Here is a 26,212-nt window from a genome sequence, read left to right as displayed (position 1 = left end):
GTTCCTCCCAGTGACACAGCCCCTCAGCCGATCGCAATTTTTTTGCTTGTTTCGTAGATCGACCCATCATCGTCATACCAGGTGAACTTGAATTCACCGGCTTCGGGCACGGTGGCCTGAAATTCAAGATAGGGGTTGGTCGAGATTGCCGGCTCAAGGGTCACGTCAATCACGTTTTCACCGTTAAAGTCACAGGTAAAGCGATTGATAATGGACCGCGGAATGGGGTTGCCATCATCGTCTTTACGCTGGCCGGATTCCATTTTGTGGCTGATCAAAGTCTTGATCGTGATCGCCTCGCCGGCGGCCGCTTTCTTGGGGACTTTGACGCGGGGTTTTACACCAGATGCCATGTTAAATTCTCCTTAATGCCTTAGCCGCCGCAGCCGCCGATTGTTACTTTGACCGTGCTGGATGCTTTGGCGAATGTGCCGTCCGCCATCTTGGCGATGGCTACAACATCCTGAGTGCCCGCAAGGCGGATCCGCGTGGAGGCCTGATGCGAGGCGGCCAGCTTGCCAAATTTAAAGGTGGCGACAGGTGGTGTCGGGTTGCCCAGCGCCAGCACCATAATCTCGACCGCGCCGGGGGCGTCGACCTCGATTGGCACGGTGTTGCCGTTCTCGGCAATCTCGGGCGCGGTCAGTGTAATGCCGGTGTCGGCCATTGCTGCGCCGCCGGTGAAGGCTTCGATCTCGGCTTCGCCCGCGGCGTAGCCCTTGACCGGAAGACCCGCGAGAACAAGTGCCCCCGCCCCAAGCGCCAGCGCATTGCGTCGTGTGAATTCCATGAGTGATCTCCTAGTCTGGTCCGCAGAACCTGCGAATTATTCTTTGAGTGTCTTGAGGTAGGCAACAACATCTTCGATTTGCTGCGCGGTCAGGACCGGACCAAAGGTCTCGTCCGCCGCCTCGCCTGTGTAGGCTTTGCCTGGCCGGATGAAGCCCTCGGTCTTGTAAAAGGCCGGCATCATCGTGTCTTCGAACATGAGTTTGGCATTGGCCACGATCCCGCGCAGCTCTGCTTCGTTCCAGCGATCACCAGCGCCATCCAGCGCAGGACCAATCTCACCGTGGAACGGCACATCGCTCAGATCGGTGACCTGATGACAGGCCACGCAGTTGCCCTTTTTCTTGTTGCCGACGATGTCGCGGCCCTCGACTGGATCACCGGCCACGCCTGACAATGACATCGCAACGGTGCCATCCTCGTATTTCACCGCTGTAGGCGCCACGACTTCGGCCAGTGCCGCGCTTGTCAGCATGCCCGCAATCACGGCTGCAGTTCCTAAAATCTTCATGCGTCCTCCCTTGCCTTCACGGCGTTTTGTATACCGTAGCGCACGATTTCCCGATCACGCAACAACAAATTCAGTTTAATGAATTATTTTATCTGAGCGACCAATCTCTTGAGCGCCCTTCCGATCAACCGGCACGTTCGGCGATCTTACGGGCATGATATTTCTGGAAACTTTCGTCTCCGGCATAGCCCTTTTCAACGACCCAGTTGAACATGTCAAACGTGGTTTGGCGACCAAATGCGCCCGGCATGGTCGCCACCGCCGCCTTGGAAGCGGGCATGCCCCCTTCAACATTTTCCGGGAAAAACAGAATCGTCGGCGTGAACAGAACACCCCATTTGCGGACCATCTGCTTCTCCGTCAAAGTTTCTCCGTCAAAATCGGTGACCTCGACATCGCCAAACATATTCACCTGCACAACAAAGAAATTCCGGGCGATGTAATCGGCGATCTCGGGCTGCGGATAGATCTCTTCGTGCATCTTGGTGCAGTAGATGCATCCACGCTGTTCGATCATCACCACCAGCCGCTTGCCCTCGGCGTTGGCCTCTTCCAGATCCTCGCTCAGATCCTTGAACGTGTCGCGCATCCAAGGTGCTTTGTGCAGCCCGTCATCGCCCAGCTCTGCTGCATGTAATGGCAGGGTCAAGGCCAGCAAGCTGGCAAACAAAATAGCAATCCGTTTCATTATCAACTCTCCCTCATCTCAATACGCCGATGTCCGGCGCGATCGACAGCATCCATTGCGCAATGTAATTGATCGAGTTTGTCGCGATCAGGATGCCGAACACAATCAGCATAACGCCCATCAGCTTTTCAATCGTTCCCAAATGACGGCGGAATTTTTGCATCCATCGCATGAATGGTCCGATGAACAGCGCCGCAAGGACAAAAGGCAAGGTCATGCCAAATCCGTAAACAAAAAGCAGCGCCGCGCCGGTCGATGCGGTATCTGCCCCCGCGGCTGTGAACAGGATCGCCGCCAACACCGGACCCACGCAGGGCGTCCAGCCAAAAGCAAAGGCCAGCCCGATCACATAAGCGCCCAGCAGGCTGACATTGGAGGTGCCCCCGCCATCGGCCCGCAATTGCCGGTAGAGGATGCCAATGCGGATCACCCCCAGAAAATGCAGGCCCATCGCGATGATGATTGCCGCCGCTATCCAGCGCAGGATGTCAAAGTACTCGCGCACCGCCTGACCAAAGGTTGTCGCCACGGCCCCAAGCCCCATAAAAATGGTGATGACACCGGCCGCAAAGAAACAGGCGGCCAACACTGCGCGTATTCTCACACTGCGGTCAATTTGCGCATCTGCCTGGATCTGGTTCATGCCAACGCCCGCCAGATAACTCAGGTAGAACGGCACAATCGGCAAGATACAGGGCGACAGGAATGACAACAGCCCGGCGATCAAGGCCCCTGCAAAGGTAATATCCATCATGACCCAGACCCGCCCTTGAGTAATTCACATATTCATATTATGTATTATTACTACCAAAGGTCAATTTACCATGTTCCTGCGCCGCGTCTTACTTTCTGCTTTTCTGCTGCTTTCCTCTGCCTTCACGGCGGCGGCCGAGTTGTCATTGGTTATGGTGGAAGAAGCCGGATGTGTTTGGTGCGCCCGGTGGAACGACGAGATTGCACATATCTATCCAAAGACACCCGAAGGTCAGTCCGCGCCGCTGCGCCGGATCGATATTCACGCGGCCTTGCCCGATGATCTGACCTTTGCAAGACGGCTCAGCTTTACCCCCACATTTGTGCTTATGCAGGATAATCTGGAAATTTCACGCATCGAAGGCTATCCTGGCGAGGACTTCTTTTGGGGGCTTCTGGAAAAGATGCTGGAAAAAGCCGACAGCCCGCCATTGAATTGAGGATGACGATGGACACGAGCGTTTCACACCAAGACGGCCTGACACCGTCGGAACCGGCAAGCACATCCAGCTTGCCCGTGTTCGACAAGGACATCTGCGCCGAAGACATGGACAAGATGGCCGCCAACGCGATGCGGGCGTCAAACTTTCTCAAGGCGATCAGCCATGAGGGCCGGTTGATGATCCTGTGCCATCTGGCCTCTGGCGAGAAATCCGTGACCGAATTGGAAGAGCTGCTGTCTGCGCGGCAAGCGGCTGTGTCCCAGCAATTGTCCCGCCTCCGGCTTGAAGGGCTCGTGACACCGCGCCGCGAAGGCAAAACCATCTTCTACAGTCTGACCGATGACCGCCCAAAGCAGATCATGGAAGTTGTCTATGATCTGTTCTGCCGCCAAAAATAACCGGTGACGCGGCGCTGCAAGACCCACTGCAACCAGAGGGCCAAGCCATGTTTGATGTCTTTTCCGAACCCACGCTTGTTGCGTTGATCGGCCTTGTTGGTGGTGTGTTTTTGGGGTTGGCCGCCCGCATCGGTCGATTTTGCACCCTCGGCGCAATCGAAGATCTTTACTACGGCGAAAGCGCCCTGCGGCTGCGGATGTGGGGGATAGCCATTGGCGTGGCCGTGATAGGCACCTTTGGCTTGTCCGCGCTGGGGCTTCTGGATCTGGGCGGCACCCTTTACATGACGCGGGACTGGAACCTGCTGGGATCGGTATTTGGCGGTCTGGTGTTTGGCTATGGCATGGCCCTGGCGGGGAACTGCGGCTATGGGGCACTGGCGCGGCTGGGCGGCGGTGATCTGCGATCCTTCTTGATTGTGCTGGTGATGGGGCTGTCGGCCTATGTCACCTTGGGCGGGCCGTTGTCGGGCCTGCGCATCTGGGCCTTTGGCACCGATGTGCTCCCGGCGGCCACCTCCAGCTATGCGCAGGCTCTCGCGGCGCTTTCGGGCCTTTCCGTAAACATCGCCGGCATGACCATTGGCGTTGTCATACTGGCGCTGACTTTGGCGAACCGCGAGATGAGGCAATCTTTCAGCCATGTGTTCTGGGGCGCTGTTGTGGGTCTGGCGATTGTATCAGGCTGGGCGGGCACACACTGGGTTGCGGCGCATGGATTTGACGCAACAGCGGTGGTCAGTCACACGTTTTCCGCCCCCATCGGGGAAACCATGCTTTATGCCATGACGTCCTCCGGCAACACCATCAGTTTTGGCACGGGCTCCGTACTGGGTGTGCTGATCGGGGCGTTTCTGGGCAGCCTGTTCAAGGGGCATTTCCGCTGGGAGGCCTGCGATGACCCAAGAGAGCTGGGCAGACAGCTTTTTGGGGCGGCCTTGATGGGGATGGGCGCGGTTGTTGCAGTTGGATGTAGCGTAGGCCAAGGCATCTCCGCCTTTTCGGTGCTGGCCTATAGTGCGCCCATTACCTTGCTGTGCATTCTGGCCGGTGCTGCGATTGGGCTGCGGCAATTGATCCTGGGATTTGCGCCACCGGCGTAGCACGCGGAGTTCTCAAGAACTTCGGACCGATTTCTTTGAAGAAATCGTACCGCCCTATCGCTTGCCCTTAACTTCTCCATTTATGTGATCCTGCCGCACCGTGCCGCGATATTTCACCGTCAATTCATCCGGCACTTCACTGCCGTCATACATAAACGGCAGGATCCCCCGACGCCCGGATTTGCCGCGCATGGTCTCGATATCGTCTTCGGATCGTGTCACCCTTTGTGACATCCGCAGTCCCCATTGCGCCAACATGTCATAAAGGCGGTCCATCTCCGGGTGGTGCTTGCCGCCTTTTGCCAGATCATCAAATTCGTCCGGATCGTTCTCCAGATCAAACAACATCGGGCGGAAGCCGCCCTCGGCGTGCATCAGCTTGTAGCGGCCATCAAACACCATAAACAGCCGTGCATCGCGCGGCCGCAGGCCCAGTTTGACCGCTTGCGGGGTGGCTGAATAATCGTATTCGCTGATCGCGTATTCGCGCCAGTCCGGCACCTCGCCATGCAACCACGGGATCAGGGACCGGCCCTCTATGATGTGATCCGGCACCTTGCCGCCCGCTGCCTCGACAAAGGTCGCGGCCAGGTCGACGCTTTCAACCAGTGCATCGCAGGTTGTGCCCCGCGCGGCATCCGCCACGCTGCGCGGATCGTAGATGATCATCGGCACTTTCACCGATTGTTCGTGAAACAGATCTTTCTCGCCCAGCCAGTGATCGCCCAGATAATCACCATGGTCCGAGGTCAACACAATCATCGTGTCTTTCAAACGGTCAGTGTTTTCCAGATGATCGAGCAGACGCCCCAACTGGTCATCACATTGCTTGATCAGCCCCATATAGGCCGGGATCACCTTTTGCCGCACCTCTTCGCGCTGAAACGCGCTGGCGACCTTGTTTTCCATATAGGCCCCGAACACCGGATGCGGATCTTCGCGTTCGACATCGGCGCGGCGTGGTTGGGGCACGTGGTTTGCACCGTACATATCGTGATAAGGCGCGGGTACGATATAGGGCCAATGCGGCTTGATATAACTGACATGGGCGCACCAAGGGCCGTCATGTTCCTCGATAAACTCGATTGTCTTGGTGGTCAGCCATGGGGTCTCGCTGTCCTCCTCGCGGATATTGGCGGGCTTGTCGGCGTTCCGGAACATCCAGCCCGAAGCAATCTGATCATCGTCAATGCCAGCATTGGCATAATCGGCCCAGGGGTTTTCACTGTCATAACCTTTGCCCTTGAGAAATTCGTTATAGGGAGAGCGTTTTTCATCATAGAACCCGTCTGGCCCCTCGCCCCACAGCCCATCATCGCGCACCCATGCATCAAACCCGCATTCGGCCTGCCGTGCGCCAATGGTGCTGTCCGCGCTGAGCCCCAGCCGCGCCATGCCCTCTACATCCGCCACCATGTGGGTCTTGCCAATCAGCCAGCAATCCATGCCAAGTTTGCGCAGATGATCGCCAATGGTCTGTTCTCCCACCCGCAACGGGAAGCCGTTCCATTGGGCGCCATGGCTCGATGCGTAACGGCCCGTGTAGTAGCACATCCGACTGGCACCGCAGATCGGCGATTGCACATAGGCGTTTGAGAACCGCACTCCCATTGCCGCGACGCGGTCGAAATTTGGCGTGTGCAAATGCGGATGCCCCGCACAGCTTAGATAGTCGAACCGCAACTGGTCATACATGATAAACAGGATATTCACTGGCGTTCCCCCTGCCCTCCAGTATCCACAGCGCAAGCAAAACAACCAGAGGTAATTTCCCCCGCGGGCAGCTGATCATTGCCACCCCAAAGCCGATATGACACTAAGGTGCCACAGATTTTGGGGCGGGCATCATTGACATGAAAATTGCCGTATTCGGTATCGGTTATGTGGGCCTGTCCAATGCCGTTTTGTTGGCCCAGAACAACACCGTCGTTGCCGTGGATTTGGACGCAGATCGCGTTGCACAATTGAATGCGCGCTGCTCCCCCATCGAAGACCCGGAACTCGAAGACTGGCTGGCCACCAAGGATCTTGATCTGACCGCCACAACCGACAGCGCCGGCGCCATGGCGCAGGCCACCTTTGTCGTGGTTGCCACGCCCACGGATTACGATCCCAAAACCGATTTCTTTGACACGTCATCCGTCGAGGCCGTGATCCACGCGGCTGCTCAAGACGCCCCCGATGCCACGGTTGTCATCAAATCCACCGTTCCGGTTGGTTTCATATCGCGCATGCGTACTGCGGTGGGATCGGACAACATCCTGTTCTGCCCCGAATTCCTGCGCGAAGGCATGGCGCTGCATGACAACCTGCACCCTTCCCGGATCGTTGTAGGTGCCGATACAACCGCTGCACGCACCTTTGCCGAACTGCTGGTCCAAGGGGCCGAGGCGCAGGACATCCCGCTTCTGTTCACCGGCCCCGAAGAAGCAGAATCAATCAAGCTTTTTGCCAATACCTATCTGGCCATGCGCGTTGCCTTCTTTAACGAGTTGGACAGCTATGCGCTGAGCCAAAACATGGACGCCCGCCAGATCATCGAAGGCATCGGACTCGACCCGCGCATCGGCACCCATTACAACAATCCCTCCTTCGGATATGGCGGTTATTGCCTGCCCAAGGACACAAAACAATTGTTGGCAAATTATTCGGATGTGCCGCAGAATCTGATGCGGGCGGTGGTCGATGCAAACCGCACCCGCAAGGATTTCATCGCAGATCAGATCATATCCCGCGCCCCGAAGGTTGTCGGCATTCACCGTCTGGTGATGAAAGCCGGTTCCGACAATTTCCGCCAAAGTTCCGTGCAAGGCGTGATCCGCCGCATCCGCGCCGCTGGCATTGACGTGGTGATTTACGAGCCTGCCCTTGAGGCTGAAACTTTCATGGGCTGCTCGGTCATCAACGATCTGGCGACCTTCAAGCAACGCAGCGATGTGGTCGTGGCAAACCGTGCCTCCGAAGACCTTGACGATGTGGCAGGCAAAGTCTTCACCCGCGATATTTTTGGCCTCAGCTGACCGCAGGTGTGAGGAGGGCAGATGCGCGATCCAAAAAGAGATTTCCTCGCCAGTCTGTTTGATGCTGCCGTCGCCGCCGCCGATCCGCTAAAGGCTTTGCAGGGCAACCTGCCGGACCCGCCCAAGGGCCGCACCGTCGTCATCGGTGCAGGCAAAGGCGCGGCGCAGCTGGCCCAAGCCTTTGAGCAACTCTGGCCCGCCCCTTTCGAAGGGGTTGTCGTCACCCGCTATGGCTATGCCGCCCCGTGCCGAACCATCCGTGTGCTGGAGGCGGCGCACCCCGTGCCCGATGCAGCCGGCCTCGAAGCCGCCCAAGCGCTCAAGGATGCTGTTCGGGGGCTTGGCCCGGACGATCTGGTGATTGCACTGATCTGCGGTGGTGGATCGTCTTTGTTGCCTGATCCACCTGACGGTCTGACGCTGGACGACCTGCAAAAATTGAACGAGGCGCTGCTGGCCTCAGGTGCACCGATTTCGGTGATGAACGACATCCGCAAATGCTTCAGCGGGATCAACGGCGGACGCCTCGCCGAACTGGCCGCGCCTGCACAGGTCTGTTCGTTGATCGTATCGGACGTTCCAGGCGATGCACCCGGCGAGGTGGCCTCCGGGCCGACCGTGCCGGGACGACCTGCACCCGCAGATGTCCGTGCGATGATCCGCGCCCGCGGTATTGTCCTGCCCGACCGCTGCTTGGCCTATTTGGAAAACGCGCCCCGTACGGCAAGTGGCCGCGCGCCGCAGGTCTTGACCAAGATCATCGCCTCGGCCGCCCTTTCCCTGAAGGCCGCCGCTGACACCGCACAGGCACGAGGCGTGAAGCCGTGGATCCTCTCCGACGCCATTGAGGGAGAGGCGCGGGATGTCGCGCAGGTGCACAGCGCCATCGCCCTTCATGCGGCCAAGTCCGGCACACCCTTTGCCGCGCCCTTCGTTATGCTTTCGGGCGGCGAAACCACAGTGACGCTCCGCCACAAGGGACGTGGCGGACGCAACAGTGAATTTCAGCTGAGCCTCGCCATCGCAGTTGACGGTCAGGCTGGGATCAGCGCCCTTGCCGCGGACACGGACGGGATCGATGGTTCCGAAGACAACGCCGGTGCCTTTGTCGATGGCAATACAGCCAGCCGGATGCGCGATGCGGGCATCAACCCCGTCGCTTTTCTCGGCCAAAACGATGCCTATAGCGCCTTTGAGGCCACGGATGATCTCTTTGTCACCGGCCCGACAGGCACCAACGTGAATGATTTTCGCGCCCTCCTGATCGGCGATCTGCCAAAGGGTTGAGGGTGCCAAACGCCCCAGTCAAAGGGCAGCTTTCTGCGCCACATGATCCGCGATCAACGCCTTATAGAGCGCTTGCAACCGCGCCGTGACAGGCCGCTCTCCATTGCCAATCGGTTTGCCATCGATCGTCGCCACCGGGGTCTGCGCTCCGAATGTCCCGGTCAAGAATGCCTCATCGGCGCTGTAGGCCTCATAAAGCGAGAAGTTCTTTTCAAACACCGAAATGTCATTCGCCCGGCACAAGTCAATCACCTTTTGCCGCGTGACACCGTTCATGCAGTAATCCCCCGTCGAGGTCCAAACCGTGCCATTGCGCACGATGAAAAAGTTGCAGGCGTTGGTGGTGTTCACAAACCCATGCGGGTCTAGCATCAATCCTTCATCCGCGCCCGCCGCTTCGGCTTGCAGGCAGGCTATGATGCAGTTGAGCTTGGAATGGCTGTTTAACTTCGGATCCTGGCTGTTGGGCAGGCCCCGAACCTGCGGCACCGTGGCCAGCGAAATGCCCGCCGATTGCAGGCGGTTCACCGGCTTGGAATGCTCCATGATGATCACCAAGGTGGGGCCAGAGGTGCTGAGCGCCGGATGCTGGAACGGCTTGTCCTTGATCCCCCGCGTCAGCATCAGCCGGCAATGCACATCGTCTGTCATCCCGTTGGCCGCCGCCGTCTGGCGCAGCGCCTTGGCGATGCCGGCACGGTCCATGCCCACATCCATCGCGATGGTTTTGCAAGAACCAAAGAACCGGTCCATATGTTCGTCAAAGAACGCCCAGACCCCGCCATACAGGCGCATCCCTTCCCAGATCCCGTCCCCCAGCATAAAGCCGCTGTCATAGACCGACACTTTGGCTTCATCGCGGTGCACGATCTCGCCGTTCACATAGATCTTGATGTCGCGGTTGCGAATGTCTTCTTCGGCGTCATGGGTGGTGGAATGGTCAGTCATAAAAAGTCCGTTTCTGGTTCTTCAGTCTTGATAACAGGTTTCAAAACCCCTGCCACACATGTCCCGCCTTTCGAGGGATCGCTGTTCCGCCCCCTTTTTGGCCATAAATAATCCGGGGGAAGCGCCGCGCATGCGGCGATGGGGGCTGGCCCCCTCTTGCCTTCAGACCCGCCAGCGCAGCACCCGCCGTTCCAGCGCCGCAATCGCCGAAGACACCGCCACCCCTAGCACCGACAAGATCACCACGCCGGCAAACAAACGTTCCAGATCGTAAAGGCTGCCTGCCTCAAGGATATAGGCCCCGATCCCGTATTGCGCGCCCAGCATTTCAGCGGCCACCAAAAGGATAATCGCGATGGTCAGTGACACCCGCAGCCCTGACAGGATACCGGGCATGGCTCCGGGCAGCACGATCTTGCGCACGATCGACCACCAAGTCAGTCCAAAGCTTTGCCCCATGCGGATCAGGCTGCGGTCCACGTTGTCGACCGCCGCATAGGTCGCCACCACTGTGGGCGTGAACGTACCAAAGGCAATCAACGCATATTTGCTGGCCTCATCAATGCCGAACCAGATCACAAACAGCGGCAACAACGCTATTTTGGGAATAGGAAAGATCGCCGCAACCAGTGGCACCAGCCCCGCCCGCACAAGGCTGAAGAGTCCGATCAACACGCCGACCGAGATCCCGATCACCGCACCCATGCTGGCCCCGATCACCAGCCGGGTCAGGGAGGGGATCAAATGTTTGAACAGCAGGCCGGATGCATAAAGTTCCCCAAAGGTCGCGGCCACATCGCTGGGCCGCGGCAGGGTCAGTGATGAAATAACGCCACTGCGCGTGCCCCATTCGGCCAGCACGATCAGCAGCACAAACACCACGATCCCAACCCCGCGTTTGCGCTGGGTGATGAAACCGCCACCTCTGAAAGTGACCTTCTGGGCTTGCAATTCTTTGGTGTCAGACATGAATCAGCTCCGCATCGGCGGCAGCAGCTTCTTCGCGCATCAAACCCCAAAGATATTGTTGCTGTTCCTCAAGTGCCGCATCACCATAAGCACGTTCGACCAGCGGCGTGTTCAGCGTCACAACCTCCCGGATCCGGCCCGGCCTGCGGGACAGCACGACGATCTTATGACCCAGGCGCACCGCTTCGGCGAGGTGGTGGGTGACATAGACCGCCGTGAAGGGTTGCCGTGTCCACAGGCCGATCAGATCATCCATCAGCAATTCGCGGGTCTGGCTGTCCAGCGCCGACAAGGGTTCATCCATCAACATCACTGCCGGGCGCACGGCCAGTGCGCGGGCAATGGCCACCCTTTGTTTCATGCCTCCAGACAATTGTTTGGGCAGGGCATCTGCAAATTCGCTGAGCTTGGTGCGGGCCAGCACATCATCAATGATCTCGCCGCGCGCCGACGCGCTCAGCCGGTGATCTTCAAGCACCAATTCAACATTGCCGCGTACCGACCGCCATGGCAGCAGGGCGAAATCTTGAAAAATATAGGTCAGCGGGTTCAGGCAACCCTCAGGCGCTGCGCCCAGTTGCAGCACCTGCCCGCCGCCGGGTTCTTCCAGCCCGCCGATCAGCCGCAGCAGGGTGGATTTGCCACAGCCTGATGGCCCGACGAGACAGACAATCTGCCCCGATGGGATTTCGAGCGTGATGTCACGCAGCACTTCGGTGTCACCGTAGTGATGGCTGATGTTGTCCAGTCGCAGGTCCATGGCGCAGCCTTCATTCCAATACAAAAGGGCCGGACGGAAAGCCCGGCCCCTGATAGATGCGATCTGTGCCGCTCAGGCGCCCATTGTTTTGACGTATGATGTGTCGACCAGTTGATCCAGCGTGATATCCGCATCCACCAGACCTTCGGACTGGAACCATTCAAGCTGGTCGCGGACGCTGGCCACATTCAGGGCCGCACCTTCATTCAGGCGCATCGTGCCGTTGATGATCGACGGTGCCGCCTTTTCACGGGGGCGGTCTGTGTAGACATATTTATGGATCAGATCGACCATGGCGTTGACGCCATCCTCGCCGCCGTCCTTGGCGATCATCGCGCTGTTGTAGTCCGCGACCCCCTTGGAGAACCCGCCAAGGAAACTTTGTGTCAGATCCCGATCTTCGCTGGCGTTCTTGGCCGAGGTAAAGACGGTCGTGACCTGATAATCGGGCAGATAATCGGCCACATCGCCGATGATATGCACTGCGCCTGAGCCTGCCAGGGGCTTGGCGATATGTGGCACGATGGACCAGCCATCAATCTGCCCCGATTTCAGTGCACCGATGATCGCACCGACCTTTTGCAGCGGCTTGAAGGTCAGGTTGATCCCTTCTGCGGCAGCCATCTTAGACCCCATGTAATGGAAGGATGATCCCGCCTGAGTGATGCCATAGCTTTTGCCATCCAGCATCGCCGGGGATGTGACGCCCGCCTGATAGGCCGCGTCAGAGACCAGGAACTTTTGACCGTCGATGCCGGGTTCTTCCTGCAATGCGCCGCCGATCACCTTGATCGCGCCTTTTTGGGCCAGTGAGACAAGGCCGCCGGAAATGGCGGTCACGGCATAGTCGACATCGCCGCTGGCAATCGCCACCGCCATTGGCTGTGCGGCCTGAAAGAACCGCAGTTCGACATCAAGACCGGCCTCTTTGAAATAATCCCGCTCAAAGGCGACAAAGCTGCCCGAATGGCTGGTAAAGCGCAGCGCACCGACAACGATTTTCTTGTTTTGTGCAATCGCGGGCGCGGCAAGGCCAACAGCGGCGGCAGCGCCCATCGTGGCCAAGGTCTGGCGGCGGTTAAAAGTGATCATGTTCTTACTCCCCATTTCTGGCAGTAGCATGGTCAAGGCGGTCCGGCAGAGTCAAGCGCGGCACTGGCAATTCACGCGCCGCTGTGGCACCTGCTGTGGCATGAAATTTTTCTCGTCCAAATCGCGGCCCATGCATATGGGATCATATCCACTGGAACGTTTGCGCCGGTTGGCCGGACCCTTGGCGCATTTGCCTGACCTGCCTTTCCCGACGCTGAGCTTTGAGCGGCCCGAAGACCCGGCAAGCATTGTCAATGCAATGGGGCCGTTTCAAGCGATGATGGATGTGGTGCGCAGCGGCAAGGTCAACCCGGCCAAAGCAGCGATCCCCGATGATCCCTTGGTGCGCAGTCAGCACCTCAAATCCTTTGGCTATTACAACGATGCCAGCATGGTCGGCATTTGCGCACTGCCCGATGCGGCGCGGCTGGCGCGACCCCGCCACAACCCTGCCACCGATGCACTGGCCCGTGACCTGCGCGAGCGGCAGACCAAGACATTGGCCGCTGGTGTCGATGTGATCATGGCGAACCTGCGCGATGCGGCCGAGGCACCGGCGCAGCCACTTGGCGATCACCATCATGCGCTGGTGATTCTGACGGCCTTTCCCCGCGATCCCAAGGCGGACGAACCGGGCAGCGACTGGATCATGAATGCGCAGGCCGAACGCGCCTGCCTCAGGGCCAGTGAAAATGCCACCGTGCTGGCCGAATATATCCGGCAGCTTGGTTTTGATGCGCGGGTGCATTCGGCCACCACATCAGATGTGCATCTGGGCAAACTGGCGATTGCGGCGGGACTGGCGGTCTGGGAGGGCGGAACATTGCAAGCGCCTTGGATCGGTGATCGCTTCGGCCTGGCGGTTGTGACGACTGACATGGCCCTGTCCAACGACCTGCCCCTGGCACCGCTGCGCGAACAGCCTTGGGCGGCTCTCAAAGGCCCGCATTGGCAGCTTGGCACCCATGGCGGCACCAGCGCCCGCGATCACGACCCTTATGCCAAACGCGGCTATGCGCAGGGACCGCACCCGTTTGAAACCCTCAAACGGGTTGATGATCCAACCACTTATATCGACGCGGCGAACGTGCCGCGCGTCCCCAAACGCGCCGATCTGTTTGCGCGGGGACAGTTCGGCGATATGGGGCCAAAAGTGCAAAACGCCATGAAGGGCGGTCATCACGTGGTGAAATCCGCCCCTGCCGCGGCGCAACGGCGTTTGCTGGGGGCTTTGATCCTGTTGCAGGACGGTGCGGTGCATCCTGATCCGGCGCAGCATGACGCCACCCGCAATGCCGCCAACCTCAAGGCGGCCAGCTATTTTCTGGGCGCGGACGCCGCCGGTATTTCGGCCTGTCCGGATTGGACATGGTACAGCCATGACGCCACTGGCACACCCATAGATCCGCCCCATGATCAATCCCTGAGCATGATCATTGATCAGGGCTTCGACACCATGGAAGGATCGTCGGGCGACGACTGGATCGCGGTGTCGCAAAGCATGCGGGCCTACCTGCGGTTCTCGATGCTGGGTGGGGTTCTGGCCCAACATCTGCGCAACCTTGGATATCCGTCCAAGGCGCATACGGTGATGGACGGCGATGTGTTGCAGCCACCCTTGTTGTTGTTGGCCGGCATGGGTGAGGTCAGCCGCATCGGCGAGGTGATCCTCAACCCGTTCCTTGGCCCACGCCTGAAATCCGGTGTGGTGACAACCACCCTGCCCGTCACCCATGACAAGCCCATTGATTTTGGCCTGCAAAAGTTTTGTGAGGCCTGCAACAAATGCGCCCGCGAGTGCCCCTCTGGTGCGATCACCGCCGGGCCAAAAAAGATGTTCAACGGCTATGAGATCTGGAAATCCGACAGCCAGAAATGCGCCACCTACCGGATCACCAATCAGGGCGGCGCGATGTGCGGGCGTTGTATGAAAACCTGTCCGTGGAATCTTGAGGGGCTCTTTGCCGAAGCGCCGTTCCGCTGGGCCGCGACACATATTCCGCAGGCCGCGCCGATGCTGGCCAAGCTGGACGACAAGGTTGGCAAGGGCCGGTTGAACCCGGTCAAAAAGTGGTGGTGGGATGTCGAATTGCAGGACGATGGCAGCTATGACACGCCCGCAGCCCCGGTGAATACCCGCGATCTGCAAACCGATCTGGACCTGAAGTTCGAGGATCAGACACTGGCAGTCTACCCCGCGCCGCTGGCTGCGCATCCCTGGCCCTATCCTGACCCGATGAACCGCGAGGCCGGGATCAAGGCGCATGCCGATCTGATCACCGCTGATGAACATCGTGCAAAATCTGCGCGAGGCGAGACAGACCACCTGCACCTTTACAATGTTGGCAGTGATGCGCCGGTTTTGGATCTGCGCATCGTCAACGCGGAAAAGATGAGCGATGGGGTGACGCTATACGATTTTGCCCATCCCGAAGGGCACGACTTGCCGGAATGGACGGCAGGGGCGCATCTGGATCTGGTGGTCGCGCCTGAATTCTTGCGACCCTATTCCCTGCTGGGTGATCCGGCAGACCGCAGCCGCTACCGGATTGCGGTGCTGCGCGAGGATCAGGGGCGCGGCGGATCGGCATTGCTGCACCGGGTGTTCACCAAGGGGCGGCGGGTGTTTGTTTCCAAACCTGTGAACCATTTTGAACTGGTTGAAGACGCCGCGCAGACCTTGTTGATGGGAGGCGGGATCGGTGTAACCCCGATGATCGCCTTTGCGCACCGCTTGCACGCATTGGGCAAACCTTTTGCCCTGCATTATTCGTCATCGTCCCGCGCCTCTGCCGCGTTTCTTGCGTTCTTGGCGCAGATGCCTTGGAAGGATCAGGTGCATCTGCATCTGTCAGACGAGGGCAGCCGCGCGGATTTACCTGCACTGATGTCCACCTTACCAAAGGGCAGCCACGTTTACACCTGCGGGCCGGATGCCTATATGCAATCGGTCATGGACGCGGCCGAGGCTGCGGGGGTGCCCGAAGACGCGCGGCATCTTGAATATTTCTCAACACCGGAACTGCCTGAATACGTGAACACACCCTTCACCCTGCGCCTGTCTTCGGGCCGCGAGATTGCGGTCGCTGCGGATCAATCTGCCTCTGATGCGCTGATTGCCGCAGGGGTACCTGTGGACATCAAATGTTCCGACGGGATCTGCGGCGTGTGCAAATGCGGTGTGAAGGCCGGCGAAGTGGAACACCGCGATTTTGTGCTGTCTGCCACACAACGTGAGACCTCCATGATCCTGTGCCAATCCCGCGCCGCCCATGAGGGTGCGACCCTGGAGATTGACCTTTGAAAACCGCACTTGTCACCGGATCATCCGGATTTGTCGGCTACTTCACCTCTCGCGCGTTGCTTGAGGCCGGATGGCAGGTGGTCGGACTGGACAGCCTGTCGGATTATTATGACGTCGGGCTGAAGAAACGGCGGCAGGAAATGTTGCTGGAATATCCTGCGTTTCAGGTGGTGAACGAAAAGATCGAAACGCCCGGTGTGTTGTTAACCCTGTTTGAACAGCACAGACCGGACATCGTCGTGCATCTGGCGGCACAGGCGGGCGTGCGCCATTCGCTGCATATGCCGAGGGCCTATGTTGAGGCGAACCTGATCGGAACCTTCGAATTGCTTGAGGCCGCGCGGACCTTCCCGCCAGAGCACCTGTTGCTGGCGTCCAGCTCATCGGTTTACGGCGCGAACACCGACCTGCCCTATGCAGAGACAGACAAGGTGGACAGCCCGATGTCCTTCTATGCAGCCACCAAGAAGGCGGGAGAAACCATGGCGCACAGCTATGCCCACCTTTACGGGCTGCCGACGACCATGTTCCGGTTCTTTACGGTTTACGGGCCATGGGGCCGTCCTGACATGGCGCATTTCAAGTTCACCAAGGCGATCCTGAACGGTGATCCAATCGACATCTACAACCATGGCCAGATGCAGCGCGACTTTACCTATGTCGATGATCTGGTCGGCGCAATTATGGCCCTGATTGACAAACGCCCCGATCCCGCCGCGCCTGTGGCGCATGACAATGTCTCAGCCGTGGCGCCGTTTCGGGTGGTCAATATCGGCAATGACAGCCCGGTGAAGTTGCTGGATTTCATTGCTGCTATTGAAACCGCTTGCGGGCGCGCGGCAATCAAGACCTTTCATGATATGCAACCCGGTGACGTGCCTGCCACTTGGGCGGACACCCGGCTGCTGACGGCACTGATCGGGGATCGCCCCACCAAGGATATCAAGGACGGCTTGCAGGCCTTCGTCGATTGGTATCGCGCCTATTATCAGGTCTGAGATCTGCGGCCTTTGTGCATCTTGGGCCAGTCTGCACTGGTCACATGCCCATTGACCCGCTAAGACGCGGCCAAACTGCCAACACAGGACCAGCGCCATGACCTTTGACCGTTCCATCAAAATTGCCCCGTCGATCCTTGCCGCCGATTTCGCCAACTTCGGCGCTGAATGTGAGGCCATCGAGGCACAGGGTGCCGACTGGGTGCATGTGGATGTGATGGACGGGCATTTTGTGCCCAACATCAGTTTTGGCCCAACCACCTGCGCCGCGATCCGTCCGCATATCAAGGGCGTGATGGATGTGCATTTGATGATCGCGCCGGTCGATCCCTACATTGATGCCTTCGCCAATGCAGGCGCGGATGTGATCACCGCCCATGTGGAGGCCGGTCCGCACATTCACCGTACCCTGCAAGCCATTCGCGGCGCGGGGGCCAAGGCCGGTGTCGCGCTGAACCCCGGCACCCCGGCCGAGGCGGTCGCGCATCTGCTGGACCTGACCGACCTGATTTGTGTGATGACGGTGAACCCCGGCTTTGGCGGGCAAAAATTCATCGACATGAGCGATAAGATCAGAAGCCTACGGGCGATGATCGGTGACCGCCCCGTGCATATCGAGATTGACGGTGGCGTGGACCCGACAACCGCGCCGATCGTGGCGCAGGCCGGGGCCGATGTCTTGGTTGCAGGGTCAGCCGTGTTCAAAGGCGGTTCGGTCAGCGATCCGGCCCCTTACGGGACCAACATCAAAGCGATCCGTGAGGCGGCGGCGGGCGTTTACGCCTAAGCTATTTGCTCAGGTCAGTTGATCGGCAAATGTGTCGAGCAATTTGTGTTTGAGGATCTTGCCTGTGGGCGCGGCGGGCAACGCTGTGCCGAGGATGATCTGCGCGGGCCTTTTGTAGCCAGTCAACCGGTCCCTCACAAAATCGCGGAGCGTTTCCACGGTCAGATCATCCCCTTCAGCAATCTGCACAAAGGCCAGCACCTGTTCATCGCCATCTTTCATCCGGCCGATAACGGCAGATTGGATCACTTGCGGATGGTCGTTCAACGCCGCCTCGACCTCGGGGGGATAGACGTTGAAGCCGCCGTGGATAATCAGCTCTTTTGAGCGGCCAAGAATGTGCAGAAAGCCGTTTTCATCGATCTTGCCCAGATCACCAGTCCGCATCCAACCATCGGAGGTCAGCACTTTGGCAGTTTCCTCAGGATTTCGATAATAGCCTTTCATGATGTGCGCGCCGCGCGTCAACACCTCGCCAGTGCCATCACGGCCGCCTGGCACGCTGTCGTCGATCATGACCTCCACACCGGGCAGGCAGGGACCAACCGAGATATCAGGCGATCCGATGGGATTGTTCGAGGCGCAGACGCCCGCGGTGGTTTCGGTCATGCCATAGCCGTTTTGCAGGGCGACCCCGTAGAACGCCTCTGCCTTGCGTTTCCATGCCGGATCAAGCGGCGCCGCGCCCGAGGACACATAGCGCAGGTCAGGCGAGCCGAGCCGGTCGAGGCCTTGTTCTTTGGTGTATTGCATCAGCAAAGCGTGCATCTGCGGCACCGCTGACAGGAGCGTGACACCTTCATTCAGCGCCGCAAACAACTTGGCGGCGGAAAACCGGGCCTCAAGCCGCACAGAGGCACCAGCATAGCATGACGCAGTGACAACGGAAGCGAGGCCAAAGACATGGGTGATCGGCAGCACGCCATAGATCAGATCGTCTGGCGTCATATTGCGCAGGTTGGCCGAGGCTTTGCCGCCGAAGCGCAGATTGTCATGGGTCAGCATCACGCCCTTGGGGTCGCCGGTTGTGCCCGTGGTGTAAAGCAGGACCGCAACATCGGCCAGATCGGCGTCAGGCTGGCTGCGCAATGGGGTTGCCAGCTGCAATGTGCCAAACCGGCCCGAGATGGTGCTGGCCTGCAATCTGTGCGCATGTGCCCCCGCATCGGGCGACACCGCATCGGTCATCACCACCGCCGCCGGGGCGGCGTGCGCCAGAACACGGTCCACTTCTGCAGGGGACTGGCGTGCGTTGACCGGGATCACCACGGCGTCCATCTTCCAGCAGGCAAAAAGAACCGCCACCGCAGCGGCGCAGTTTTCCGAGAGCATCAAAACCCGGTCATTGGCCTGCACGCCGGCCTCTGCCAGTTGCGCGGCCAGATCATCGCCGGCGGCATCCAGATCGGCAAAGCTCCAGCGGGTGCCAATGCTGTCGGTCAGTGACAGGGCATGCGGGGCGGTTTGCACTTGATCGGCCAGAAAATCCTCAACCCGTTGCATGTGGTTCCCTCCCTGTTGTTGGCTGCGTGATCAGCGGTAATTTGGTGGTCGTTTTTCCAAGAATGCGGCGATACCCTCGGCCGCTTCGGCCTGTCCGGCGGCATGGGCCATCGCATCGCGTTCGGCATCAAGCTGCACAGCTTCGGTCACGTCATAGGCCGCGCCGACCAGCCCGCGGATGGTGCCTTGCGCCTTGCGCGGACCAGTGGCCAGCGCATCGGCCAGCGCCATGGCTTCGGTCATCGCCTGACCTTCGGGGCAGATCAGATTGACCGCGCCGAGATCGGCAAACCGCTGTGCCATGACAGGCCGGCCCATCAGGCACATTTCCATCGCCAGCGGGCGCGGGATCATCCGTGCCAAGGCAGCCGTGAGGCCCGCATCGGGGACCAAGCCAGCCTTGACATAGGCGGCGGTGAATTTGGCGGTTTCCGATGCGACGATCAGATCACAGGCCAGCGCCAGTGACAGCCCTGCCCCTGCAGCGCCGCCTTCAACGGCGGCGATCACCGGCACGGGGCAGGCGCGAATGCTGCGCACCAGATCGTGCAGATCGTCAATTCGGTCGCGGCGGTCTGCCTCTGCCATTTTGCGGCGTGCGATCAGTACGTTCAGATCGCCGCCCGCGCAGAAGAACCCCCCTTCAGAGGTCAGTATCACGGCTCGGATGCGGGGATCTTGCGCTTGCTCCATCGCGGCGGCGATACACTCATATAATTCGGGCGACAGCGCCCCGCGTTTATCAGTGTTGCCATTCCAGATGATCAGGCGATCACCCTTGTCTTCGAGCCGTGCGGTCATGTCAGTCGTTCCTTTGGGACACGTTTGAATACGCCGGTGGAGCTGGCGATAAGGCGGCCATCTTCGTCCACCAGATCCGCCGCGATATAGAGAATGCTGCGCCCGCCACCCGTGACCCGGCCCATCGCGGTGACCCGTTTGCCCGCGCTTACGGGGGCGATGAACTGGGTTGTCAGGGTCACGGTCAGAAAGGGTGCCTTGCCCGTGGCGTCCACCGTCAATGATCCGGTGGTGCCGCTGGCGTTGTCCAAAAGGGCCGTCGCAATTCCGCCATGCAGCACGCCATGACGGTTGGTGTGTTGCGGCCCGATATCAAGCCAACACCGCCCGCGCCCGTCCGGATCACCCACATCCACGACGTAACCAATCAGCGTTTGCGTGCCGGTTTCGTCGTGGATCAGGCTATCGGCCTCAGGCGGCGGCAAGGGCGATGAACCGTTCAAGATGATGGTCCGTATCACCAAAGCGGTGATCGGCCATGGTGATCCGCTTGGCGATATGAGCCAGTTCATATTCCTGCGTCATCGCGATGCCGCCGTGCATCTGGATGCTTTCCTCGGCGACCAGTCGTCCGGCGCGGCCCATCAGGTTTTTGGTGGCGGAGACGTTGATCTCGCGCAGTTTGCGGTCTTCCTCAAGATGCCCTGCGGCATTGATCACGGCAGAGCGGGCCTGCTCCATCTCGATCAGCAGATCAGAGAACCGATGGGCCAGTGCCTGGAAGGTGCCGATGGGACGTCCGAACTGTTTGCGGGTGCCGAGGTAGTCGCGAGTCAATTCTGTCGCGGTTTCCATCGCGCCCAACGTTTCAGCGCATTGAGCCACGCTGGCCGCAGCCATCCGCGCCTCGATCGCGGCGAAGGCATTGCCTGCCTCGCCCAAGCGGTCTGCGGCGGTCAGCTGCACATTGTCGAGCATCACTTCGGCGGCGCGGCCACCAGCCAGCAAGGCGTAGCCCTGAATGGTGAGACCTTTGGCGTCCGACGGTACAAGGAACAGCGAAATGCCCGCCTCATCGTCCACAGCGCCGCTTTCGCGGGCCGAAACCACCAGATAGTCGGCGGCTTCTGCGTTAACTACAACAGCCTTGTGACCGTTCAGCACGATGGCGTCGCCATCTGTCTTGGCAGTGGTTTGCACGCGGTTCAGGTCATAGCGGCTGGAGGGTTCGCCGTGGGCGAGGGCCATATGCAGCCCGCCGCCAATCAGGGTTTCAACATGCGCCTGCTGCGCCTCATCGCCCAGATCCGCCAGCAATCCGCCCGCGAGAACAGCACTGTCCAGAACCGGCTCCACCACGCCAGCGCGGCCCAGTTCTTCAAACACCACGGCCAGATCAAAGCCCTTGCCGCCAAAGCCGCCCTGTTCTTCGGTGAACAGCGCGCCGATGACGCCCAGTTCGGCCAGTTGCGCCCAGATGTCTGAGGACATGCCGCTGTCGCTGTCGAGAATGGCATTGCGTGTTGCGGTGTCATAGCGGTCACGCAGAAACCGGCGCAGGGTGTCCTGCAACATTTGCCGTTCTTCGGTCAGGTCAAAGTTCATGCGCCACCTCCCATCTTAACCTTGGCAATGATGCCACGTTGAATTTCGTTCGAGCCGCCAAAGATCGACAGCTTGCGATAGTTGAAATATTGCGCGGCCACCGGCCCCGCATCATGTGGATCAGGCAGGCCTGCGTTTGATCCTTCGACCGCCTCTGAGGCGAAGGGCATGGCATATGCGCCGACCGCACGGCGGGCCAGATCGTTGATTTCCTGCCGGATGATCGTACCTTTAACCTTGAGCATGGACGCCTCAACGCCCGGCGCGCTGCCAGCAGCGGCCTGAGAAATAATGCGCAGATTGGTGGTGGCCATCGCCATCAGATCAATCTCGACCTGCGCCATACGGGCGGCAAAATGCGGGTTTTGCGCCAGTGGTTTGCCCCCGGCCATTTCCGCCCGCGCCACCCGTTTGACCGCCGCCAGGCCGGCCTGGGAAAAGCCGACGCCCGCGATGTTCGTGCGCTCATGGGTCAGCAGGTATTTGGCGTAGGTCCAGCCTTTGTCCTGCTCGCCCACCAGATTTTCCACCGGCACTTCGACGTCTGTGAACCAGACCTCGTTGACCTCATGGGTGCCATCCAAAAGGATGATCGGGCGCACTTCGACGCCCGGCGAGTTCATGTCGATCAGTAGGAACGAAATGCCCTCTTGCTGTTTGACGTCCTTGTTGGTGCGCACCAGACAGAAGATCATGTTGGCGTGCTGTCCAAGGGTCGTCCATGTTTTTTGGCCATTCACAATGTAATGCGTGCCGGCATCATTCAGCACAGCTGTGGTTTTCAAAGAGGCCAGATCGGACCCAGCGCCCGGTTCTGAATAGCCCTGACACCACCAGTCTTCGCCCGACAGAATGCGCGGCAGCCAATAGTCCTGCTGTTCCTTGGAGCCGAATTTTTGCAGCACCGGGGCCAGCATCGACAAGCCAAAGGGCACGATGCGCGGTGCGTTGGCGGCGGCGGCTTCTTCTTCGAAGATATGCCGCTGCACCGCGTTCCATTCCGCCCCGCCAAAGGACTTTGGCCAGTTCGGCGCAAGCCAGCCCTGCTCGTTCAGTATCGCATGCCAGCGTTCCTGATTTTCGCGGCCCAACTCCTGACCTTTGCGGATCTTGTCGCTGAACTCCTTGGGCAGCTTTTCCTTGAGAAAGCTGCGGACTTCGTCGCGAAAGGCCTTGTCTTCGTCTGAATAGCGCAGGTCCATTGGGCCGCTCCCTTAGTAGATTTCGAACAGGCCAGCAGCGCCCATGCCGCCGCCAACGCACATGGTCACAACACCCAGCTTGGCACCGCGACGCTTGCCCTCAAGCAACAGATGCCCTGTCAGCCGTGCACCTGTCATGCCAAACGGGTGGCCAATGGCGATGGAGCCGCCGTTGACGTTGTATTTGTCAGGGTCGATGCCCAGACGGTCCCGTGCATAGAGGCACTGGGAGGCAAAGGCTTCGTTCAGTTCCCACAGGTCGATATCATCCACCTTAAGCCCGTGCCGTTCCAGCAGACGCGGCACGGCAAAGACCGGACCGATGCCCATCTCGTCCGGCTCGCAACCCGCCACGGCAAAGCCTTTGAACGCGCCAAGCGGTTCAAGACCGGCTTTTTCGGCTTCCTTGCTGTCCATCACCACAACCGCAGCTGCACCATCTGAGAGCTGGCTGGCGTTGCCCGCTGTGACGTAGCCGCCTTCGCGCACAGGCTGCAGGCCAGAGAGACCTTCCATGGTGGTGCCGGGGCGGTTGCATTCGTCGCGGTCAACGACAACCTCATGAGTCGTGACTTCGCCGGTTTCCTTGTTCTTCATGCCCATCGTTGTGGTCATCGGCACAATTTCATCGTCGAATTTGCCGGCCTGTTGTGCCTCATGGATCAATTGCTGGCTGCGCAGGCCATATTCGTCCTGATATTCGCGGCTGAGGCCATAGCGTTCGGCGACGATATCGGCGGTTTCGATCATGGTCATGTAGACGTCCGGTTTGTGCTCAAGCAGCCATGGATCGGGGACATGTTTCATGTGCGGCTGGACCATCGAAATGCTTTCGACTCCGCCTGCAACCATCGGGCCTGCGCCCTCTTGCGTGATGGCGTTGGCCGCCATGGCAACGGTTTGCAGGCCGGACGAACAGAACCGGTTGACCGTGACGCCGGAGGTTGTGATCGGCAGACCTGCCCGCAAACCGATCTGGCGTGCGATGTTGGCACCGGTCGCACCCTCGGGCGTGCCGCAGCCCATATAGACGTCTTCGATCTGCGCCGGATCAAGGCCCGCCCGTTTCACCGCATGTTCAACCGCATGACCGCCCATGGTGGCGCCATGGGTCATGTTGAACGAACCCCGAAAAGATTTCGCAAGGCCCGTGCGGGCGGTGGAGACAATAACAGCTTGTTTCATTTCGAGGCTTCCTTGTTCAAATCATCAAATGTGCGGCCCTCGGAGGCCAGTTGTTTGAGAAGGGGCGCAGGTTCCCAGAACCAGGCATCTTCCTTTGCATAGTTTTCAATATCCGCCAGAACGGCAGACAGCCCCTGAATGTCGGCCCATTTCATTGGCCCGCCCCAATAGCGCGGGAAACCGTATCCAAAGAGCAATGTCATATCGACGTCCAAGGGGCGGCGGGCGATGCCTTCGCCCACGACCTTGGCCGCTTCGTTTACCATGGCACACATGTAGCGGCGTACAATCTCCTGATCGGTGAAAGGACGTGGCGTAATTCCCAGCTCTTGCTGTTCGGCGGCGATCAGTTCGGCAATTTTTGGGTTCGGGGTGCCGCCACGTTTGCCTTTTTCATAGACGTAATAGCCCTCGCCGGTTTTCTGACCGAAATGGCCCTGCTCGCACAGCCGGTCGATGTATGTCGGCACACGTTCCTGCGGATGGCGGTCCGGCGCTTTGCGCTTGCGGGTCATCCAGCCAATGTCGAGCCCCGCCAGATCGGCCACGGCAAATGGGCCCATGGCAAAGCCAAAATCCGTCAATGCCTTGTCGATCTGATAGGGCGTTGCGCCATCCAGCACCATGTGGTCGGCGGCGGTGCGGTATGTGGCCAGGATACGGTTGCCGATAAAGCCGTCACAGACACCTGCCCGCACACTGACCTTGCCGAGCGCCTTGCCCAGCGCAAAACCCGTTGCAACAACATCCGGCGCAGTTTGATCGGCGACCACGACTTCAAGCAATTTCATCACATGGGCCGGGCTAAAGAAGTGCAGGCCGATCACATCTGCGGGGCGCGATGTGCAGGCAGCAATTTCATTCACATCCAGATAAGAGGTGTTGGTGGCCAGCACACAGCCGGGTTTGCAAGCCGCGTCGAGCTTGCCAAACACCTCGCGTTTGACGGCCATGTCCTCGAACACCGCCTCGATCACCAGATCGACGTTGGACAGGCTGTCGTAACTGGTGGAGACGGTGAGCGCCTGGGTGATCAGGGCATCGTATTTGTCCTGAGTGATCTTGCCGCGCTTCAACGCCCCTTGCAGATTCCCCGCGATCCGCTCGCGGGCGGCGGCGGCAAACTCGTCTTTCATCTCGATCAGCACCACACCAAAGCCCGACAAAAGCGCCGCCGTGCCGATGCCAGCGCCCATGGTGCCCCCACCGATCACACCGATGGATTGCAAGGCGCGCGGTTCAACGCCTTTAAGCTCAGGCAGGTTGCTGACTGCGCGTTCGTTAAAGAAAGCGTGAATCATGCCTTTGCGCTGATCGGTGTTCATCAGTTCCATGAACAGCTCACGCTCACGCAGGATTCCTTGATCAAAGGGCAACTCGCTGGCCGCTTGCACGGCCCGGACGGCTGTGGCCGGGCTGATCTGGCCGCGGCCCCTTTTCAACACGGCGTCATAAGTTGCATCCCAATCGATCCCAGCCGCGGCGGGCATTTCGCTGACCGGGCGGCGCGGTGCATTCTGGTCGAGCAACTCTTGGGCGTAGGCCAAACCAACGGCCTCCGGATCGCCCTCTTCGACACGGTCAAGTATGCCCAGCTCCAAGGCTTCGGGCGCTTTGATGTGGCGGCCTGTGGTGATCGCCTCCACGGCCTTTTCCGCGCCAATCAGGCGCGGCAAACGCTGCGTTCCACCGGCACCGGGCAAGATGCCCAGATGCACTTCGGGCAGGCCCACGCGCGCGGAAGGCTGCGCGATCCGGTAGTGGGCGCAGAGCGCAACCTCAAGACCGCCACCAAGGCTGACCCCGTGCATGGAGGCCACGACCAACAACGGAGAGGCTTCGATGCGTGTACATAGATCTGGCAGGTTCGGCTCCATCGGAGGTTTGCCAAATTCGGTGATATCTGCGCCAGCAATAAAGGCGCGGCCATCGCCGAGTATCAGCACCGCCCGCACGCCATCTTCAGCCTCTGCGCGGGCCATGCCATCGGACAAACCCTGACGCACGGCCCTGCTCAGGGCGTTAACGGGAGGGTTCTGAATGCGCAGCACGGCAATATCTCCGTGGCGGCTATAGGCAATCTTGTCGCTCATGTTCTCATAGGCTCCTTGGTGTTCTGTTCGGAT

The 26,212-nt window shown here is 59.6% G+C and carries 25 protein-coding genes; 8 read left to right on the top strand and 17 right to left on the bottom strand.

Annotated elements, in window-relative coordinates; translation table 11 throughout:
- Positions 1–23: 23 nt before the first annotated feature.
- The 5 genes from soxZ to JNX03_RS16520 form a co-directional block, all read right to left on the bottom strand.
- A complete protein-coding gene (soxZ, locus tag JNX03_RS16540; protein ID WP_025049676.1) occupies positions 24–353 on the bottom strand; it encodes a thiosulfate oxidation carrier complex protein SoxZ in 330 nt (109 codons plus the stop codon).
- Positions 354–373: 20 nt separating this feature from the next.
- The gene (gene soxY / locus JNX03_RS16535) at positions 374–790 is read right to left on the bottom strand and encodes a thiosulfate oxidation carrier protein SoxY (protein WP_203210094.1); all 417 of its coding nucleotides are present in this window, start codon (positions 788–790) and stop codon (positions 374–376) included.
- A 36-nt stretch (positions 791–826) separates the two neighbouring features.
- Positions 827–1,300: a sulfur oxidation c-type cytochrome SoxX gene (gene soxX, locus JNX03_RS16530; protein WP_203210093.1), complete on the bottom strand. Its 474-nt coding sequence runs from the start codon at positions 1,298–1,300 to the stop codon at positions 827–829.
- A 124-nt stretch (positions 1,301–1,424) separates the two neighbouring features.
- Positions 1,425–1,988, bottom strand: a complete 564-nt coding sequence (locus tag JNX03_RS16525) for a thioredoxin family protein (RefSeq protein ID WP_203210092.1) — start codon at positions 1,986–1,988, stop codon at positions 1,425–1,427.
- Between the two features lie 13 nt (positions 1,989–2,001).
- Positions 2,002–2,742, bottom strand: coding sequence for a cytochrome c biogenesis CcdA family protein (locus JNX03_RS16520; RefSeq protein WP_203210091.1), 741 nt, complete (start codon positions 2,740–2,742; stop codon positions 2,002–2,004).
- 70 nt (positions 2,743–2,812) lie between these two features.
- Here JNX03_RS16520 and JNX03_RS16515 point away from each other — a divergent pair, with 70 nt between their 5' ends.
- Genes JNX03_RS16515 through JNX03_RS16505 form a run of 3 tightly spaced genes read left to right on the top strand, consistent with a single transcriptional unit; the run spans position 2,813 to position 4,685 of the window.
- Entirely contained in the window at positions 2,813–3,181 is a 369-nt protein-coding gene (locus tag JNX03_RS16515) for a hypothetical protein (protein ID WP_203210090.1), read from the top strand.
- A gap of 8 nt (positions 3,182–3,189) precedes the next feature.
- Positions 3,190–3,582 carry an ArsR/SmtB family transcription factor gene (locus JNX03_RS16510; RefSeq protein ID WP_203210089.1) on the top strand — a complete coding sequence of 131 codons (393 nt, stop codon included), beginning with the start codon at positions 3,190–3,192 and terminating at the stop codon, positions 3,580–3,582.
- A 47-nt stretch (positions 3,583–3,629) separates the two neighbouring features.
- Complete coding sequence (locus JNX03_RS16505; protein WP_203210088.1) at positions 3,630–4,685, top strand: YeeE/YedE family protein; 1,056 nt, start codon at positions 3,630–3,632, stop codon at positions 4,683–4,685.
- A 54-nt stretch (positions 4,686–4,739) separates the two neighbouring features.
- On the opposite strand, the gene JNX03_RS16500 is transcribed toward JNX03_RS16505, so the two are convergent.
- A complete protein-coding gene (locus JNX03_RS16500) occupies positions 4,740–6,398 on the bottom strand; it encodes a sulfatase-like hydrolase/transferase (RefSeq protein WP_203210087.1) in 1,659 nt (552 codons plus the stop codon).
- Between the two features lie 140 nt (positions 6,399–6,538).
- Here JNX03_RS16500 and JNX03_RS16495 point away from each other — a divergent pair, with 140 nt between their 5' ends.
- On the top strand, positions 6,539–7,705 hold the full coding sequence (locus tag JNX03_RS16495; RefSeq protein WP_203210086.1) for a nucleotide sugar dehydrogenase: 1,167 nt from the start codon (positions 6,539–6,541) through the stop codon (positions 7,703–7,705).
- Between the two features lie 21 nt (positions 7,706–7,726).
- Positions 7,727–8,992: a glycerate kinase type-2 family protein gene (locus tag JNX03_RS16490; protein ID WP_203210085.1), complete on the top strand. Its 1,266-nt coding sequence runs from the start codon at positions 7,727–7,729 to the stop codon at positions 8,990–8,992.
- An 18-nt stretch (positions 8,993–9,010) separates the two neighbouring features.
- Here JNX03_RS16490 and JNX03_RS16485 read toward each other — a convergent pair whose 3' ends face one another.
- The 4 genes from JNX03_RS16485 to JNX03_RS16470 form a co-directional block, all read right to left on the bottom strand.
- Complete coding sequence (locus JNX03_RS16485) at positions 9,011–9,940, bottom strand: D-amino acid aminotransferase (protein WP_203210084.1); 930 nt, start codon at positions 9,938–9,940, stop codon at positions 9,011–9,013.
- A 162-nt stretch (positions 9,941–10,102) separates the two neighbouring features.
- Entirely contained in the window at positions 10,103–10,909 is an 807-nt protein-coding gene (locus JNX03_RS16480) for an ABC transporter permease (RefSeq protein ID WP_203210083.1), read from the bottom strand.
- A complete protein-coding gene (locus JNX03_RS16475; protein WP_203210082.1) occupies positions 10,902–11,669 on the bottom strand; it encodes an ABC transporter ATP-binding protein in 768 nt (255 codons plus the stop codon). The genes JNX03_RS16480 and JNX03_RS16475 overlap by 8 nt, the downstream gene beginning before the upstream one ends.
- Before the next feature lie 72 nt (positions 11,670–11,741).
- Complete coding sequence (locus JNX03_RS16470) at positions 11,742–12,761, bottom strand: ABC transporter substrate-binding protein (protein ID WP_203210081.1); 1,020 nt, start codon at positions 12,759–12,761, stop codon at positions 11,742–11,744.
- 136 nt (positions 12,762–12,897) lie between these two features.
- Between JNX03_RS16470 and JNX03_RS16465 the strand changes: the two genes are divergently transcribed.
- The 3 genes from JNX03_RS16465 to rpe all read left to right on the top strand — a co-directional run bounded on the left by JNX03_RS16465 (position 12,898) and on the right by rpe (position 17,850).
- On the top strand, positions 12,898–16,065 hold the full coding sequence (locus JNX03_RS16465; RefSeq protein WP_231024310.1) for a 2Fe-2S iron-sulfur cluster-binding protein: 3,168 nt from the start codon (positions 12,898–12,900) through the stop codon (positions 16,063–16,065).
- Positions 16,062–17,063 carry an NAD-dependent epimerase/dehydratase family protein gene (locus JNX03_RS16460; RefSeq protein ID WP_203210079.1) on the top strand — a complete coding sequence of 334 codons (1,002 nt, stop codon included), beginning with the start codon at positions 16,062–16,064 and terminating at the stop codon, positions 17,061–17,063. Before JNX03_RS16465 ends, JNX03_RS16460 begins: the two co-directional genes overlap by 4 nt.
- Before the next feature lie 97 nt (positions 17,064–17,160).
- Positions 17,161–17,850 (top strand): ribulose-phosphate 3-epimerase, encoded by a 690-nt coding sequence (rpe, locus tag JNX03_RS16455; RefSeq protein ID WP_203210078.1) that lies wholly within the window; start codon positions 17,161–17,163, stop codon positions 17,848–17,850.
- A 9-nt stretch (positions 17,851–17,859) separates the two neighbouring features.
- Here the strand turns inward: rpe and JNX03_RS16450 are convergent, their stop codons facing one another.
- Genes JNX03_RS16450 through JNX03_RS16420 form a run of 7 tightly spaced genes read right to left on the bottom strand, consistent with a single transcriptional unit; the run spans position 17,860 to position 26,179 of the window.
- Positions 17,860–19,353, bottom strand: coding sequence for a class I adenylate-forming enzyme family protein (locus tag JNX03_RS16450; RefSeq protein ID WP_203210077.1), 1,494 nt, complete (start codon positions 19,351–19,353; stop codon positions 17,860–17,862).
- A 30-nt stretch (positions 19,354–19,383) separates the two neighbouring features.
- Positions 19,384–20,154 carry an oxepin-CoA hydrolase, alternative type gene (locus tag JNX03_RS16445; RefSeq protein WP_203210076.1) on the bottom strand — a complete coding sequence of 257 codons (771 nt, stop codon included), beginning with the start codon at positions 20,152–20,154 and terminating at the stop codon, positions 19,384–19,386.
- Positions 20,151–20,597, bottom strand: coding sequence for a PaaI family thioesterase (locus tag JNX03_RS16440; RefSeq protein ID WP_231024308.1), 447 nt, complete (start codon positions 20,595–20,597; stop codon positions 20,151–20,153). Before JNX03_RS16440 ends, JNX03_RS16445 begins: the two co-directional genes overlap by 4 nt.
- Positions 20,566–21,699, bottom strand: a complete 1,134-nt coding sequence (locus JNX03_RS16435) for an acyl-CoA dehydrogenase family protein (protein WP_203210074.1) — start codon at positions 21,697–21,699, stop codon at positions 20,566–20,568. The genes JNX03_RS16440 and JNX03_RS16435 overlap by 32 nt, the downstream gene beginning before the upstream one ends.
- The gene (locus JNX03_RS16430; RefSeq protein WP_203210073.1) at positions 21,696–22,901 is read right to left on the bottom strand and encodes an acyl-CoA dehydrogenase family protein; all 1,206 of its coding nucleotides are present in this window, start codon (positions 22,899–22,901) and stop codon (positions 21,696–21,698) included. Before JNX03_RS16430 ends, JNX03_RS16435 begins: the two co-directional genes overlap by 4 nt.
- Positions 22,902–22,913: 12 nt before the next feature.
- A complete protein-coding gene (locus tag JNX03_RS16425) occupies positions 22,914–24,086 on the bottom strand; it encodes an acetyl-CoA C-acyltransferase (RefSeq protein ID WP_203210072.1) in 1,173 nt (390 codons plus the stop codon).
- Entirely contained in the window at positions 24,083–26,179 is a 2,097-nt protein-coding gene (locus JNX03_RS16420) for a 3-hydroxyacyl-CoA dehydrogenase NAD-binding domain-containing protein (RefSeq protein WP_203210071.1), read from the bottom strand. The genes JNX03_RS16425 and JNX03_RS16420 overlap by 4 nt, the downstream gene beginning before the upstream one ends.
- Positions 26,180–26,212 lie beyond the last annotated feature (33 nt).

It is taken from the genome of Sulfitobacter mediterraneus (genome assembly GCF_016801775.1).
Taxonomy (GTDB): domain Bacteria; phylum Pseudomonadota; class Alphaproteobacteria; order Rhodobacterales; family Rhodobacteraceae; genus Sulfitobacter; species Sulfitobacter mediterraneus_A.
This window is presented reverse-complemented; position numbering and strand designations above follow the sequence as displayed.